Genomic DNA, 15666 nt, shown 5'->3' with positions numbered 1-15666 from the left:
ACTTGGTATAAAAATTCGACTAAGTTTACGAGTCAACAGACCGAAATATTAAGCACCATCTGCCTCTACCTTATTTACTCTTTATTTTAAAAATCATACTTTTACAATATTTTTTAAAAGTATTGAATGTAAATCATTTCAGGCACTCTTTAGTCAATATATTTCATAAAAATAAGCATAAAAAAAACGACTCCGAAGAGTCGTTTTTTCAACTTAACTCAAATTATTGAGCTTGTTGTTCAACAGTCACTGTACGGCTGCCAGTGATCGTCGCGAATACACGACGGTTCATAGCACGACCTTCTTTAGTGTTGTTGTCAGCAATCGGTTGATCCCAAGCGAAACCTTGAGTAGACAAACGAGCTGGATCTACATTGTATTCATTTACAAGTGAAGATTTAACAGAGTTCGCACGCGCTAAAGATAAACGTTCGTTCAATGCACGTGGACCAGTGTTGTCAGTGTGACCTTCGATGCGAGCAGTAGCATTTGGATATTCGACTAACTTCTCAGCAACTTTAGCGATTTCTGGCTTGTACTGATCTTTGATGTTTGATTTGTTCGTATCAAAGAACACACGAAGTTCCATGTTCAGGTCTTCAGTCAACTCTTGTGGAGCTGGTTGAACTGGAGCAACGGTTTCAACTGGAGCAACTTCTACTACAGGAGCAGCTGGCTTCAAGTGACCACCAAGAACTACGTTAAGACCAGCTAAAGCTGTATAGTTCCAGAATTTTTCGTCAAAGTGGTAAGTTCCACGTGCTTCAGTACGAAGAGATAAAGCATCGTTCAAACGGAAGAACGCACCCACACCTGCATTACCTAAAGTACCTTCTTCACCATCACGGTAACCTAACGCCGCATTATCAAACTCATACTTATAGTGACCAGCACCTAAAAGTACGTATGGCTTAATTTTGCTGTCATAGTTTTTAGTAATTAGATCAGAAGTCGCATAGAAGTTACCTGCGATGTTCTTCGCTTTGTATTCACCAGCATTTGGGTCTACATCACCTTTAACTTGGCTGTATTCGGCTTCAAAGCCTAACCAAGGGGTAAGTTCTACACCAAGCGCAGCACCTACAAACAAATCGTCTTGTAGTTCGTGACTAGTTGTCAATTTGTCGTTGTTGTGCTCAGTATCTTGAAAAGTATAACCAAGCATTAATGGGGTAACAGTTACGCCCGCGTTTGCAGCAGCTAAAGGAGCAGCTACGAGCATTGCTAATGCAATACGACTCATTTTCATGGATTTATCCTCCAGAGATAACAATTGTTGTTCAAGCTCAAGCCTAAATTTTCGACTACCCTGAGATAGGCTTTCTTATACCCCAGTATTATTTTTAAGCTAGTCACTTTGAATCATACAAACACTTTATTACTTTTCCAAGTGCTTGATAATTTTAATCAAGTAAATTATTGACAAAATTACTTACAATTTCCGTTGTAATTCGGTAACTTTCTACTCAATTTTTTATTGTGAATAGCTTATCTTTCTTGCGCTTTATTTTAACAGCTTTCTCGAAAGTTGTTTAATATTTATTATACAGCAGATAAAGCGCTATAAAACAACAAATTACTCAAATTAATCATAAAAAAACATAACAATAACAGGTATAGACTTATGTCAAATATAAGCAAAAACGGCTTCACGCTGTTTGAATTGATCGTCACGTTAGCAATTAGTGCGATTTTAGTCATGATTGCCCTGCCCTATTTTCATCAGCTGATGGCACAACAAGAACTCAAGCGAATTCAGTATTCATTACAGTCCAGCCTGAAAATAGCACGCTCCCATGCCTTCACCCATCATAGTAATGTTGTGATCTGTCCAACACATGACTTTAGCCAATGCAGTAAGCAAAACTGGAATACGGGTTTTATGATTTTTATTGATCGAAATAAAAATCGTCAGATAGACAACAATGAATACATTCTTTATACAGAAAAAACTGCACTTAAATACGGTACCTTGGATTGGCGTGGCACTTTAAACATACCCAGTGTAACTTTTAATGCACAACAAGGTTTGCCGATCGGCTCGAATGGTAGTTTCTTTTACTGCTCTACTCACGTCGCGAGCAAACGACTGGTGCTTAGTAAAATGGGGCAAACTCGAGCTGAAGACATCAATGGATGTTAACTGAGCAGTCTAAATGATCTTTATATTGTCACTTTATTCTCATCTTTTTTTGCCTATACTGCTGAAGTGATCTATTCCTGCTTGGAATTAAATCTAGACAAAAGCACATATAAAAAACTGGGAGAATAAAATGACGGATATCGTTATTGTAAATGGTGCACGCACTGCAATGGGTGGCTTTCAAGGCAGTTTAGCCAATGTGACTGCACCAGAATTAGGTGCGGCGAGTATCCAAGCGGCCATTCAACGTGCGGGGGTACAAGCAACAGAAATCGATGAAGTCATTATGGGCTGTGTTTTGCCTGCTGGCTTAAAACAAGGTCCTGCACGTCAAGCTATGCGTCAAGCAGGTTTACCAGATTCAACAGGTGCAGTGACCATCAATAAACTGTGTGGTTCGGGCATGAAAGCTGTCATGCAAGCTGCCGATGCAATTAAAGCAGGTTCTGCTTCCATCATTGTTGCAGGTGGCATGGAGTCGATGAGTAATGCACCTTATATTCTGACTAAAGCACGTGCAGGTTACCGCATGGGACACGGTGATGTGAAAGATCACATGTTCTTAGATGGCTTAGAAGATGCAGAAACAGGGCGTTTAATGGGCTCATTCGCACAAGATATGGCCAATAGCAAAGGTTACACACGCCAACAAATGGATGACTTTGCGATTCGCTCACTCAAACGTGCACAAACTGCAGTCAATGAAGGCTATTTTGTCGATGAAATTGTGCCTGTACATGTTTCAACACGTAAAGGTGACGTGGTTGTCGATAAAGACGAACAACCGTTTAATGCCAATATTGAAAAAATCCCAACCCTTCGTCCAGCTTTTGCCAAAGATGGCACGATTACCGCAGCCAATGCCAGCTCAATTTCAGATGGTGCTTCAGCCTTAGTCCTAACGTCTGCAGAAAATGCAGCAAATAAAGGTTTACAACCATTAGCAAAAATTGTGGCTTATGCCACCAATTCACAACACCCATCTGAGTTCACCATCGCCCCTGTTGCTGCGATTCAAAAAGTATTGGATAAAGCGGGTTGGCAAGTTGCAGATGTAGATTTATGGGAAATTAATGAAGCTTTTGCCATGGTCACCATGTGCCCAATGGATGAGTTCAAGCTTGATCCTGAAAAAGTGAATATTAACGGTGGTGCATGTGCGCTTGGGCATCCTGTGGGTTCTACAGGTTCACGTATTATCCTAACTTTGATTCATGCGCTTAAACGTACAGGTGGCAAGCGTGGTGTGGCTGCTCTCTGTATTGGTGGTGGTGAAGCAACTGCGGTCGCGATTGAATTACTTTAAGTGCCTTGCAACCCCTATTTCGTAAAGAGGGATTGAGGTAGATTGAATAAAGTCATTCCCTAACCCTTCTTTATTCAAAAAGTAAAAAGACGAATCATTGATTCGTCTTTTTGCTTATAGCTTTAAAAAGTTTAGAGCAATTCTGCACGCAACTGTTCAGGCGATTTCATTGACAATAAACCTGGCGCAACATCATAAGCAGTTTTTGCACCATATTGCTGCATTTGGTTTAAACGATAACAAGCACGTGCGTAAGCCACCAAAATACTCGCGGTAAACTCAGGATTGCTGTCTAACTTCAATGAGAACTCAAGCACTTGTTTTTGTTCATCGCTGGTATTGCCACTGCGAATGACAAAACCGCCATGTGGCATGCGTTGGTGATCTTTGGCTAAAGTCGCTTCATCAATGAAATTTACGGTTGTGTTGTAGTCAGCGAAATAATCTGGCATGGTCACAATCACTTGCTCTACCGCAGCAGCATCGGCACCTTCTGCAAGCACGACATAACATTCACGAGTATGTTTATCTTTGGTGCTTAATAGAGGGCGCGCACCGCTACGCACTTGCTCAATGGCATCATTTGATGGAATAGTATATTGCACACCTGCTTTTACACCATCAACACGACGAATGGCGTCTGAGTGACCCTGACTTAAACCTTTACCCCAAAAAGTATAGGTTTCACCATCTGGTAACAAAGCTTCACCAAATAAACGATTAATCGAGAACATGCCTGGATCCCAACCAATTGAGATGAGTGCAGTTTTCTTGTTCGCTGTCGCAGGTGCATCTACAGATGCATAATATTCAGGAATACGTGCATGCGTATCGAAACTATCGACAATATTAAATTGGCTCGCCAATACAGGACCTTGTTGTGGCAAGTCATCTTTTGAACCACCACATAAAATCAGCACGTCAATTTTGTCTTGAAAATCTGACAGTGAATCCATGTGAAACACTGCTGTTTCAGCAAAACATGGTGAAACGCTTTCAGGCGCACGACGGGTAAAAATACCCACCAATTGTAAATCTGGGTTTTTCTGAATCGCCGTTTCAACGCCACGACCTAAGTTGCCATAACCAGCAATGCCAATACGGATAGAATTTTGCATAAAGACAAATCACTTCATCATGAAAAAATTGAAAAATAAATCAGAGGATAATCACATCAAATTATCGTCTTGATTGATTTTTGATAATGTAAAAATAACGCCTACATAAGACTGCGATGCTACATCAGCGTGCTTATACTACAGCACTTTACGGTAAATTAAATCATTAAGAAGTGCGATAAAACAAGCCGTTTGATCATTTTAAGGCAAACAAAAAGCCTGCACATGGCAGGCTGTTTGTAAATGTGTGAACCGTGATATTTCGATAAAATCTATCTACATTTCGATGAAATCCATTATCAATATATTACGCACCTGTTTGATAATTTGGTTTTGGCACTGCGGTAGAAGCTTGATAAGGATGGGTAAAGTCCGCCAAACCTGCTGCAGCTTCTTGCACATCTTTACCTTCTTTAATCACGAAAGTATCGAAACCTGCACGCTTCATATAATTTAAGACGTCTTTAAAGACATCACCGACTGCGCGAAGTTCACCCTGAAAGCCTTGACGGCGTAACAATGCCACAAAAGAATAACCACGGCCATCGTTAAAACCTGCAAATTCAATAAAAATCGCATCCAGTTCTGCCAATGGAAATTCATGGTTTTCAGGCGAAGCATCTACCGTTAAATATAGGGCTTTTTTACCTGAAATTTGTGCCAACTGATCAAGCTGTTCAACGCTGAGCACCACATCACCTTGCGGTAATGCTGCATCTTCAGCAATCACTTGATAAGTATTGTCTGCAATCGTGCCATCTTTCGCGAGCACAGGTAGTGCAGTATTAAGCATAAGCGCGCTCCTTAAATGGTTGAATGCCGACACGGCGATAAGTGTCGATGAAGTCTTCACCTTCACTACGCAAATCTAAGTAGGTATTTAAAATTTCTTCCACCACATCAGGAATCACTTCAGCAGCAAAAGATGGCCCTAAAATATCACCGATTGACGCATCATGGTCTGCATGCCCGCCCAAAGTGATTTGGTAGAATTCCGCGCCTTTTTTATCGACACCTAAAATCCCGATATTACCAACGTGGTGATGACCACAAGCGTTCATACAACCTGAAATATTTAAATCCAGTTTGCCAAGATTATAAATGGTATCCAAATCATCAAAACGGCGTGAAATGGCTTCTGAAATTGGAATAGATTTGGCATTGGCAAGTGAACAGAAATCACCACCCGGACAGCAAATAATATCGGTAATAAAGCCAATATGCGCGCGCGCCAAGTTGTTAGCATCTAGCACTTGCCACAATGCAAACAGGTCTTTTTGTGGCACATCTACCAAAGCAATATTTTGCTCATGCGTGGTACGCAACTCACCAAAGGTATATTGATCGGCTAAATCTGCAATCAGATTCATTTCTTCTGTCGTCATGTCACCCGGTGCAACACCTGCACGTTTCAATGAAATGGTGACAATACGATAGCCTTGTACTTTGTGCGCATTGGTGTTGATGTTGAACCATTGCTTGAATTTTGGATACTGCGCAAACAGCTCGCTAAAATCTTCATCGGCATAGTTTTGATAAGCAAATGGCGTGAAGTTTTCATCCATTTTTTGCAAAGTTTCTGCATCAATTTTTAAGGTTTTCACCGTATGTGCAAATTCAGCTTCAACTTTTTCTGCAAATACTGCTGGAGTTAAGGCTTTTACCAAAATTTTGATACGTGCTTTATATTTATTGTCGCGACGACCATGCAAGTTATAAACACGTAAAATAGCTTCTAAGTAAGCAATCAAATCTTCACGTGGCAAGAACTCACGAATAAAGCTACCGATAATTGGAGTACGACCTAAGCCGCCACCAACTTTAATTTTATAGCCAATTTCGCCTGCTTCATTTTTAACAATATAGACGCCAATGTCATGAAATGCAGTCGCAGCACGGTCAATTTCTTCCAGTGCAGACACCGCAATTTTGAATTTACGTGGCAAGAAGGCAAATTCAGGGTGGAAAGTCGACCACTGACGAATTAATTCACAGGTTGGACGTGGGTCAGCAATTTCGCCCGCCACGACACCTGCATACTGGTCTGTGGTGGTATTACGAATACAGTTACCCGAAGTCTGAATTGCGTGCATTTGTACGGTTGCAAGCTCTGCCAGCATGTCAGGCACATTTTCCAGTGCAGGCCAGTTAAACTGAATATTTTGACGTGTTGATACGTGCGCATAGCCACGGTCATAGTCTTTGGCAAGCTGCGCAACTTTACGCAATTGCTTAGAGTTCATCAGACCGTAAGGCACCGCAATACGCAACATTGGCGCATAGCGTTGTACATACAAACCATTTTGCAGACGCAATGGACGATATTCATCCTCAGTCAATTTGCCTGCTAAATAACGTTCCGTTTGGTCGCGGAACTGTGCAACACGTTCATTAATCAGTTGCTGATCGAAATCAGTATATAAATACATGGCGTACAGCTAGTCATTTCTATTATCACGGCTGACAGCATAGCGAGATTCAATCTATCAACAAAATGTGTTTTTTACATATTTCTTAGCGGTTTTATTGATAAGCCATTGCAACATCACAGCCTGTAAGCCTTTGCCAAAATTTACAGGCTTTTTATAGAGCTATCACAAAATAGTGCATGCTTTAGCACTTTTTCTGCTATAGCATCTGTTCGAACTTTTATTTAATACCTATGGTTATGACTTGGCTTCATCTTCATCCTGATTTTTAGTCTGAGATGACCACTGCCCTGCACCCAAAGCCTGCCCTATATAATCGCAACGCATTTGAGAACGTGAAAATTTAATTGGACACGCCAACTGAGTTTCAGTTTTTGCGGCATTCTGCTGAATAGGAACTTCTACTGTCCAACCGCGTTGCTGTGCCAAAGGTGAATGTAAGGCTTCATCTAAAGTTAATACAGGTTCAACGCAGACATCATGTTGCGCGAATACCTGCTGCCATGTGGCAAAACTTTGTGTTTTGATTTTATCTTGAATGGCCTGTTTAACTTGCAAGCGCTCTTGCGGATCTAAAGATGCTCCTTTTTCCAAAAGTATCGGCAAATTTAAAATCTGTGCCAAACCCTGCATAAACTGCGGCTCTAAACTACCAACTGAAAGATAACGACCATCTGCTGTTTCATAATAGTCATAATAGGTGCCGCCATTTAAGTAAGATTGCTCGGCATATTGAGGAACCTGTGCTGCCAAAACTGCCGAAGCGGCCATATTGTTTAAAGTCGCAACGCAATCGGTCATCGAAATATCAATATACTGCCCTAAACCACTGCGCTGACGTTCAATCACCGCACTTAAAATTGCCACTAAGGCATGTAATGAACCACCTGCAATATCGGCTACCTGAATACCGAGCGGCGGTGGCCCGCCTGCTTGCCGCCCACTATGCCCCGCAATGCCAGACAAGGCTAAATAGTTGATGTCATGTCCTGCCCTTTGTTGATAATCGCCTGTTTGTCCATAACCTGTGATGGAACAATAGATCAGTCGCGGATTAATTTTTGCCAAGCTGGCATAGTCCAGCCCTAAACGCTGCATCACGCCTGGTCTAAACTGTTCCAATACAATATCGAATTCGGCAATTTTATCGTGAATAAGCTGAATACTTTCGGGGGATTTTAAATCCAAAGTAATTGACTGTTTATTCCGATTCAAATAACTGTGCGAAGTCGCTTGTCCATTGGCATAGGGCGGAAATAAACGAATTAAGTCAGGACGGGTTGCCGATTCAATATGAATCACCTCTGCACCCATATCCGCCAAATACAAACTGGCAAAAGGGCCGGGCAATAAGGTAGAAAAATCTAAAACTTTTAAACCGCTCAGTGCATGTGTCATTGTTGTGATTACTCGATTTTTACTGATTTTCCGTTCATCTTATAAACAGCAAAACTGTAACACAATGTCATGTTCAGCCATTTACCTTGATCATTTCGGCAATTTATTATGTAAAATAAGTAAAATTGGTATTGTAAATTGCCAATTTCAATTTTTAGCGTCATTTAGGTCAAGCTTACGTGAATACAAAAGAGACTGAAGGATTTAACATGAGCAGAGATACCATTAGTATCCATTTTGTAAATGCAGCGCTCACGGGTGTTAAGCGACTCGGCATGGATGTCGAAACCTTATTATCTCATGTCGGTATTGAGGCAGAACTTCTGCGCCAACCGAAAGCACGTATTTCACCTGAACAATATACTCGCTTTATTAAAATGTTGTGGATGGTGACCCAAGACGAACACGTGGGTTTTGATTCTCAGCCACGTCGTTTGGGTACATTCGCGATCATGTGCCAATTGGTAATTCACGCCAAAACACTGGGCGATGCCTTAGAACTCTCTTCGCAATTCTACAAACTGTTTGGTGATGATTGGTCGGTTACCTTAGAACGTGATAAACACGAAGCACGTTTGGTACCATCTATTCCACAAGCTATGGATCCTGATCACTTTATTACTGAAAGTATGTTGATGATTTGGCACGGCTTGGCATCTTGGCTGATTGAACGTCGCCTGCCTTTGGAGCGCGTACATTTTGGCTATCCACGTCCTGCACATGCAGATGAATACGATGCGCTGTTCTTTGCGCCTGTCATGCAATTTGACATGCCACGCACCGAAATTACCTTTGCTGCCGACTACTTGGATTTACCAATTCGTCAAACCCAAGAAACCTTAGACGAATTCTTAAAAACCGCGCCTGCGCAATTGTTGGTGAAATTCAAAAACACCAATTCTTTAACTTCGCGTATTCGTGACGTGTTAAAGAGCCAAATTGGCGAAGAAATGCCAACCTTGAACGATGTTGCATCCATGCTGTACCTATCGCCACAAACCTTGCGTCGTCGTTTGGCTGCAGAAGGTAAAAGCTATCAAGGGGTAAAAGATGCATTACGCCGTGATGCCGCGATTCACCTATTGCTGAATCCTGAACTTACCCTTGAAGATGTGGCACAACAAGTTGGCTTTAGCGAAACCAGTACTTTCCACCGTGCTTTCAAAAAGTGGACTGGCGTCACACCTGGTTTATACCGTCAGTTGCACGGTTATCATTAATTTAGAATCGACAATTCACAATAACTCGTAATTCCAATCGATTGCCCTTGCACACCGCAAGGGCTTTTTTTATCGCTCTATTATAGTTTCAATCTTTCTGCCAAATTACTGCGTCATCCCAATTAGCAAAAAACCTCACTGACCTGTACCGTTCTCGTCATTGCACTTCAAAATTTTCAGATTACACTCAAAAGCAATCATAAAGAAAACTATCGACAAGGGATTGATTATGAGCGAGGCCTACATCATTGATGCTATTCGCACTCCGCGCGGCAAAGGAAAAAAAGATGGCGCATTACACGAAGTTAAACCCATTCGCCTACTCACAACCTTATTGAATGAATTGCAACAACGACACAACCTAGACACCTCACAAGTAGACGATATTGTTTTGGGTTGTGTCACACCAATTGGCGATCAGGGTGCAGATATTGCCAAAACCGCAGCGATTGCCGCAGGTTGGGACAATGATGTTGCTGGGGTACAAATCAACCGCTTTTGTGCCTCAGGTTTAGAAGCCGTGAACCTCGCAGCGCAAAAAGTTCGTTCGGGTTGGGAAGATTTAATCGTTGCAGGTGGTGTGGAATCTATGTCACGCGTGGCAATGGGTTCCGATGGTGGTGCTTGGGCATTCGACCCTGAAACCAATATGGCTTGTGACTTTATTCCACAAGGTATTGGCGCTGACTTAATTGCCACACTCGATGGCTATAGCCGTACAGAAGTCGATCAATTTGCAGCAGCATCACAGCACAAAGCCGCAGCAGCACAAGCACAGGGACATTTCGAGCGCTCGATTGTACCTGTCAAAGATCAGGCAGGTGTGGTGATTTTGGCACAAGATGAATTTATCAAACCACAGACCACGGCTGAAAGCTTGGCACAGCTCAAGCCGAGTTTTGCCAATATGGGACAAATGGGTTTTGATGCGATTGCCCTGCAAAAATATCCTGAAGCAGGACAAGTCAATCATGTGCATCATGCAGGCAATTCATCAGGTATTGTTGATGGCGCGGCATTGGTCTTGATTGCATCGGAACAAGCGGTACAACAACACAACTTAAAACCACGCGCCAAAGTGCTTGCTACCGCACTGGTTGGCACAGACCCTGCCATTATGCTCACAGGACCCGCGCCTGCAGCACGCAAAGCCTTAGCCAAAGCAGGACTGAACATTGAAGATATTGATCTGTTTGAAGTCAATGAAGCCTTTGCAGCCGTGGTTCTGCGTTTTATTACAGAACTTCAGGTTGATCCCGCCAAAGTCAATGTGAATGGTGGTGCTATTGCCTTGGGTCATCCACTTGGCGCTACAGGTGCCATGATTTTAGGCACTTTACTGGACGAGCTAGAACGACAAGATAAGAAACGCGGCATGGCTACATTATGTGTAGGTGGTGGGATGGGAATTGCCACCATTATTGAGCGAGTATAAGGAGTATAAAAATGAGCGCCATTCACTATCAAAAAAATGCCGATAATATTGTCACTCTAACCTTTGACTCACCAAATCAATCTGCCAATACCATGAATGCCGATTTTAGAGATGCATTAGCGCAAGTGGTGCAAAAGTTACAGGCAGACGAACAGGTGGCGGGAATCATTTTTACCTCTGCAAAAAAAACCTTTTTTGCAGGCGGTGACTTAGATGAGTTAATTCAAGTACAGCCTGAACATGCCAGCTCATTTTTTCAGATGATTGAAAACCTAAAAGCACAGCTGCGTTATATTGAAACCCGTGGTATTCCTGTGGTAGCTGCCTTAAATGGCACGGCACTCGGCGGCGGATGGGAACTTGCTCTGTGCTGTCATCATCGTATTGCAATTCGTGATACAAAAACCAAGTTTGGTTTACCCGAAGTGACTTTAGGTTTATTGCCTGGTGGCGGTGGTATTGTGCGGATGGTACGTTTATTGGGTTTACAAACTGCCCTGCCGCTGTTGATGGAAGGCAAACAGCTGAGTGTGGAAAAAGCACAAAGTTTAGGTTTAATCCATGATCTTGCTGAAAATGAAACAGAATTACTCAGCAAAGCCCAAGACTGGATTCTTGCACATCCTCAATCACAACAAGTATTTGATGTCAAAGACTATAAAATCCCTGGGGGAACACCATCTACACCTGCTGTCGCGCAAATGCTTTCCATTGCTCCTGCCATGCTACGCGACAAAACCAAAGGCTGTTACCCTGCGCCTGAAGCAATTTTGAGTGCAGCAGTAGAAGGTGCGCAGGTTGATGTCGATACAGCCTTACGCATTGAATCTCGCTATTTTACCCAGCTCGCAACAGGTCAAATTTCTAAAAATATGATTGGCACCTTTTGGCATGGGCTGAATGCGATTAAATCGGGCAGTGGCCGTCCGCAAGGCATTGCACCGCATCAAACTCAAAAAGTCGGCATTTTAGGTGCAGGCATGATGGGCGCAGGCATTGCTTATGCCACAGCAAGCAAAGGCATTGCGGTTGTTCTTAAAGATGTATCCATCGAACAAGCTGAAAAAGGCAAAGCTTACAGTCAAAAACTATTGGATAAACAAGTATCGCAAGGTCGTATAAGTGCAGAGCGAGCAGCACAAGCCTTAGCCAATATTCATCCAACGGCACAGGCTGCCGATTTACAAGGCTGTGATTTGATTATTGAGGCGGTATTTGAAAATCCTCAACTCAAGGCGCAAGTCACACAAGAAGCCGAAGTTTTTCTGGCAGAACAAGGTGTGATGGCATCCAATACCTCAACTTTGCCAATAAGCGGGCTTGCCCAAGCTGCGCAAGATCAACAGCGCTTTATTGGACTGCATTTCTTTAGTCCTGTCGATAAAATGCCATTGGTCGAAATCATTAAAGGAAAAAATACCTCTACCGATACTTTGACAAAGGCCTATGATTTTGTGCAGCAGATTGGTAAAACACCGATTGTGGTCAATGACAGCCGCGGCTTTTTTACCAGTCGGGTGTTTGGCACTTTTGTGCAGGAAGGCTTGCGCTTACTGGCAGAAGGCGTACATCCTGCCAAAATTGAAATGGCTGCTTTAAAAGCAGGCATGCCTGTTGGCCCACTTGCCATTCAGGATGAAGTATCTTTAACCTTATCTGAACACGTGGCACAGGAAGCACGTAAGGCGTTGCAAGCCGAAGGAAAAGACCGACCACTGTCGAGTGCAGATGAAGTCATTCAAACCATGATTCATCAATTCTCGCGTAAAGGCAAAGCTGCAGGTGCAGGCTTTTATGACTATCCTGAACAGGGTAAAAAACAGCTTTGGTCGGGGTTAAGCCATTGGTATCAAAATACCGAAATCGCTGAACAAGAGATGATAGATCGCTTTTTATTTGTGCAAGCACTGGACAGCTTACGTTGCTTAGAAGAAGGTGTTTTAGAATCTGTCATTGATGCCAATGTTGGTTCAATTTTTGGCATTGGCTTCCCTGCATGGACAGGTGGTGCTTTACAATTTTTGAATCAATATGGTTTAACACAGGCTTTGGCACGAGCACAGCAACTTACTGCTGAATATGGCGAGCGTTTTACCCCACCTAAAATCTTGCAAGATCGTGTTGCTGCAGGTGCTAAAAGCATTTAAAGCTAAACTTTAAATTTAAAGCAATCTGGGAGGGATATATCATCCCTCTTTTTATTTGCTCAAAATTACAATGAATATCCCTGCATAAATAGAATTTAATCCGTTTTTCATGCATTTTATGTTATAAAGTTACATAATTTTAAGATTTAGATTCAAATTGGGTAGATGCACATGACCGAACGCCTTACTCCTGAAAAATCACCTTGGGGTTGGAAAGCACTATTTATTTTCTGTATTTTGGGTGGAATTTTCATGTTTATTTTCTGGTTAGCGGTCACGAATGAACCTGACTACATGCCTAGCCAGCAACAAAAGCAGAATACTCAGCAACACGCCTTTAAAAATGCGCCAGCTATGTCACAAGAAGCATTGGCAAAAGCACAAGCAGATCGTGAAGCACGTGAAGCTTTGGCTGCTGAAACTGCAGATGCACACGGTATGACTGAAACAGAACATGCCAATATGCCTGAAAACCATGAGCCAGCACCCGCACATGGACATTAATATGCGCTAGCGGCTCTGTTCATACAGTTTATAAAAAGAAATCGCCATGATCACATTCCATCATGGCGATTTTTATTTTGCACGATTAAAATCAGGACTATCGACAATTCATTTAAAATATCAATCGCATATCTACATGCGGAATACCACAATCTAAATACGACTCACCCTCAACCTGAAAACTCAAACTTTGATAAAACGGAATCGCGTGTTCCTGCGCAGACAACTTGACCCACGGACGTTGCTGCTGCTTTGCCACCTGAATAATATGCTGCATTAAAACACGTCCCACACCTAAACCGCGCTGTGATTTCAACACTGCGACCCGTCCAATACTGTGATTTTCCAGTAAACGTGCTGTTGCAATCGCCTGTCCAGTTGCATAGACCACAAAATGCAAGGCAACTGCATCTTGTGCATCCCACTCATCTTCAGGCGCAATTCGCTGTTCCTGAATAAAGACTTGCTCACGAATAGATTTGGCCTCTGCAGCAAATTGTGTCCAAGTGCCCGATTGAATTTCATAATCTTGCATCTTTATATCCTGTTCCATCTTGCTTAGCACTTAGAACCAATGCCCTGTTGATCCCACTGATCGTTCAACAACAACTCCAAAGAATGTTTTTGAATACCGTACATGGTTTTTAAATCACGAATTTGTGCCAAAACTGCTTGATCAGGTTCACTCCAATTTTGACGTTTGGTTGCCAAAATCATTTTGTTTTTACTGGTGTGTTCTAAAGCGACAAACTCAAAAACTTTGGTGTCATAACCATAGGCTTTGAGCAATAAAGCGCGGATGGTATCGGTTAACATTTCCGCCTGTTGCCCTGCATGAATGCCAAATTGCAGCATCGGTTGCAACACGCTTGGGCTTTGTAATTGTGGACGCAACTCTTTATGGCAACACGGCGCGCACATAATCATTTGTGCATTCAGGCGAATACCAGTATGAATTGCAAAATCGGTGGCGACATCACAGGCATGCAAAGCAATCATTACATCTAAATGTTCTGGCTGATAGGTGCGCACATCGCCCTGAAAAAAATCTAGCTGCTGAAAGTCTGAAGCACTCGCCACCGACTGACAAAACTCAACCATTTTCGAGTTTAGTTCCACCCCAGTCACAAAAGGAAGAAATTGCTGCTTTTGCAAATAGTCATATAACGCAAAAGTTAAATAGCCTTTGCCTGAGCCAAAATCCACCACGCGCACAGTATTTTCCGAAATTTTGATTTGCGCCAAGGCACCCGAAAAAATTTCAATAAATTTATTAATCTGTTTCCATTTACGCGCCATGCTCGGAATAATTTGCGCTTTGGCATCGCTAATCCCCAAGTGTTGTAAAAATGGGCTGGATTGATCGACATAACGCTGCTTTTCTCGGTCATGTCCTTGTGGTTCTTTCGGTTTCGCTATAGTCGGTGCTGTTTTACTAATGCTGAGCATGGCTTTCTTTTTGTTCTTTTTTAGCTGAATTTCCTGATCTGTCGTAAATAAATTGGCCTGTTTACAATCTGCCAATAAGTGACTCAATTGTATCTGTGCTTCTGCCAAAGGATAGTTTTTGGTGATATCCTGCGTTTTATGGCGATACAAACAAGTTAAAACGGTGTCTTGAGAGGTGGTCCCACTTGTTTGAACAACTAAAAGCGTATTTATAAGTGATATTCCGCTCTAGTTAAGCCACCTTGTTTTGTTGGGGTAGCTGATCATAGTAAAACTCATTTGGTGTCATTTTGTCTAGACTCGAATGAGGTCGTTTCAAATTATAAAACTCAAAATATGCACTTAATTGCTTTTTCGCATCTGTGACACTGCTATAAGCTTTGAGATACACCTCTTCATATTTAACGCTCCGCCATAATCGTTCAACCATCACATTATCTACCCATCGACCTTTACCATCCATACTGATTTGAATGCCATTTGATTTCAATACATCAATAAATGCATCACTGGTGAA

General features: G+C 42.3%; 13 protein-coding genes and 1 pseudogene. 6 read left to right on the top strand and 8 right to left on the bottom strand.

Features of this window, described 5'->3' with window-relative positions:
- Positions 1 to 223: 223 nt before the first annotated feature.
- A complete protein-coding gene (gene omp38 / locus FTU70_RS01780) occupies positions 224 to 1249 on the bottom strand; it encodes an outer membrane protein Omp38 (RefSeq protein ID WP_180059913.1) in 1026 nt (341 codons plus the stop codon).
- A 375-nt stretch (positions 1250 to 1624) separates the two neighbouring features.
- Here omp38 and FTU70_RS01775 point away from each other — a divergent pair, with 375 nt between their 5' ends.
- On the top strand, positions 1625 to 2143 hold the full coding sequence (locus FTU70_RS01775; protein ID WP_178867341.1) for a GspH/FimT family pseudopilin: 519 nt from the start codon (positions 1625 to 1627) through the stop codon (positions 2141 to 2143).
- Positions 2144 to 2273: 130 nt separating this feature from the next.
- Complete coding sequence (locus FTU70_RS01770) at positions 2274 to 3449, top strand: thiolase family protein (RefSeq protein WP_180059911.1); 1176 nt, start codon at positions 2274 to 2276, stop codon at positions 3447 to 3449.
- Between the two features lie 131 nt (positions 3450 to 3580).
- On the opposite strand, the gene FTU70_RS01765 is transcribed toward FTU70_RS01770, so the two are convergent.
- From FTU70_RS01765 to FTU70_RS01750, 4 genes are all read right to left on the bottom strand, one after another.
- Entirely contained in the window at positions 3581 to 4567 is a 987-nt protein-coding gene (locus tag FTU70_RS01765) for a diaminopimelate dehydrogenase (protein WP_180059910.1), read from the bottom strand.
- Positions 4568 to 4874: 307 nt separating this feature from the next.
- Positions 4875 to 5360, bottom strand: coding sequence for a DUF934 domain-containing protein (locus FTU70_RS01760; protein WP_180059908.1), 486 nt, complete (start codon positions 5358 to 5360; stop codon positions 4875 to 4877).
- Entirely contained in the window at positions 5353 to 6996 is a 1644-nt protein-coding gene (locus tag FTU70_RS01755) for a nitrite/sulfite reductase (protein WP_004972445.1), read from the bottom strand. The genes FTU70_RS01760 and FTU70_RS01755 overlap by 8 nt, the downstream gene beginning before the upstream one ends.
- 237 nt (positions 6997 to 7233) lie before the next feature.
- Positions 7234 to 8394 (bottom strand): CaiB/BaiF CoA-transferase family protein, encoded by a 1161-nt coding sequence (locus tag FTU70_RS01750; protein WP_180059906.1) that lies wholly within the window; start codon positions 8392 to 8394, stop codon positions 7234 to 7236.
- Positions 8395 to 8603: 209 nt separating this feature from the next.
- Here FTU70_RS01750 and FTU70_RS01745 point away from each other — a divergent pair, with 209 nt between their 5' ends.
- From FTU70_RS01745 to FTU70_RS01730, 4 genes are all read left to right on the top strand, one after another.
- On the top strand, positions 8604 to 9614 hold the full coding sequence (locus tag FTU70_RS01745; RefSeq protein WP_004972448.1) for an AraC family transcriptional regulator: 1011 nt from the start codon (positions 8604 to 8606) through the stop codon (positions 9612 to 9614).
- Positions 9615 to 9843: 229 nt separating this feature from the next.
- A complete protein-coding gene (locus FTU70_RS01740) occupies positions 9844 to 11049 on the top strand; it encodes an acetyl-CoA C-acetyltransferase (RefSeq protein WP_096901568.1) in 1206 nt (401 codons plus the stop codon).
- An 11-nt stretch (positions 11050 to 11060) separates the two neighbouring features.
- A complete protein-coding gene (locus FTU70_RS01735) occupies positions 11061 to 13196 on the top strand; it encodes a 3-hydroxyacyl-CoA dehydrogenase NAD-binding domain-containing protein (protein ID WP_180059904.1) in 2136 nt (711 codons plus the stop codon).
- A 171-nt stretch (positions 13197 to 13367) separates the two neighbouring features.
- Positions 13368 to 13700 carry a hypothetical protein gene (locus tag FTU70_RS01730; RefSeq protein ID WP_004972453.1) on the top strand — a complete coding sequence of 111 codons (333 nt, stop codon included), beginning with the start codon at positions 13368 to 13370 and terminating at the stop codon, positions 13698 to 13700.
- A gap of 112 nt (positions 13701 to 13812) precedes the next feature.
- Here the strand turns inward: FTU70_RS01730 and FTU70_RS01725 are convergent, their stop codons facing one another.
- The 3 genes and pseudogenes from FTU70_RS01725 to FTU70_RS01715 all read right to left on the bottom strand — a co-directional run.
- Positions 13813 to 14235 carry a GNAT family N-acetyltransferase gene (locus FTU70_RS01725; RefSeq protein WP_004972455.1) on the bottom strand — a complete coding sequence of 141 codons (423 nt, stop codon included), beginning with the start codon at positions 14233 to 14235 and terminating at the stop codon, positions 13813 to 13815.
- A gap of 23 nt (positions 14236 to 14258) precedes the next feature.
- A pseudogene (locus tag FTU70_RS01720) lies at positions 14259 to 15311 on the bottom strand (SAM-dependent methyltransferase); the annotation flags it as partial.
- Between the two features lie 70 nt (positions 15312 to 15381).
- Positions 15382 to 15666: integrase core domain-containing protein (locus FTU70_RS01715; protein ID WP_129717574.1), on the bottom strand; the 285-nt coding region annotated here is incomplete at its 5' end.

This window comes from Acinetobacter sp. YH12135 (genome assembly GCF_013418565.1).
Lineage (GTDB): Bacteria > Pseudomonadota > Gammaproteobacteria > Pseudomonadales > Moraxellaceae > Acinetobacter > Acinetobacter towneri.
This window is presented reverse-complemented; position numbering and strand designations above follow the sequence as displayed.

Coding starts and splice junctions, on each gene's coding strand:
- FTU70_RS01760 (WP_180059908.1), bottom strand. CDS start 5,360: ATGCTTAATACTGCACTACCTGTGCTCGCGAAAGATGGCACGATTGCA.
- FTU70_RS01745 (WP_004972448.1), top strand. CDS start 8,604: ATGAGCAGAGATACCATTAGTATCCATTTTGTAAATGCAGCGCTCACG.
- FTU70_RS01750 (WP_180059906.1), bottom strand. CDS start 8,394: ATGACACATGCACTGAGCGGTTTAAAAGTTTTAGATTTTTCTACCTTA.
- FTU70_RS01775 (WP_178867341.1), top strand. CDS start 1,625: ATGTCAAATATAAGCAAAAACGGCTTCACGCTGTTTGAATTGATCGTC.
- FTU70_RS01755 (WP_004972445.1), bottom strand. CDS start 6,996: ATGTATTTATATACTGATTTCGATCAGCAACTGATTAATGAACGTGTT.
- omp38 (WP_180059913.1), bottom strand. CDS start 1,249: ATGAAAATGAGTCGTATTGCATTAGCAATGCTCGTAGCTGCTCCTTTA.
- FTU70_RS01735 (WP_180059904.1), top strand. CDS start 11,061: ATGAGCGCCATTCACTATCAAAAAAATGCCGATAATATTGTCACTCTA.
- FTU70_RS01725 (WP_004972455.1), bottom strand. CDS start 14,235: ATGCAAGATTATGAAATTCAATCGGGCACTTGGACACAATTTGCTGCA.
- FTU70_RS01770 (WP_180059911.1), top strand. CDS start 2,274: ATGACGGATATCGTTATTGTAAATGGTGCACGCACTGCAATGGGTGGC.
- FTU70_RS01740 (WP_096901568.1), top strand. CDS start 9,844: ATGAGCGAGGCCTACATCATTGATGCTATTCGCACTCCGCGCGGCAAA.
- FTU70_RS01730 (WP_004972453.1), top strand. CDS start 13,368: ATGACCGAACGCCTTACTCCTGAAAAATCACCTTGGGGTTGGAAAGCA.
- FTU70_RS01765 (WP_180059910.1), bottom strand. CDS start 4,567: ATGCAAAATTCTATCCGTATTGGCATTGCTGGTTATGGCAACTTAGGT.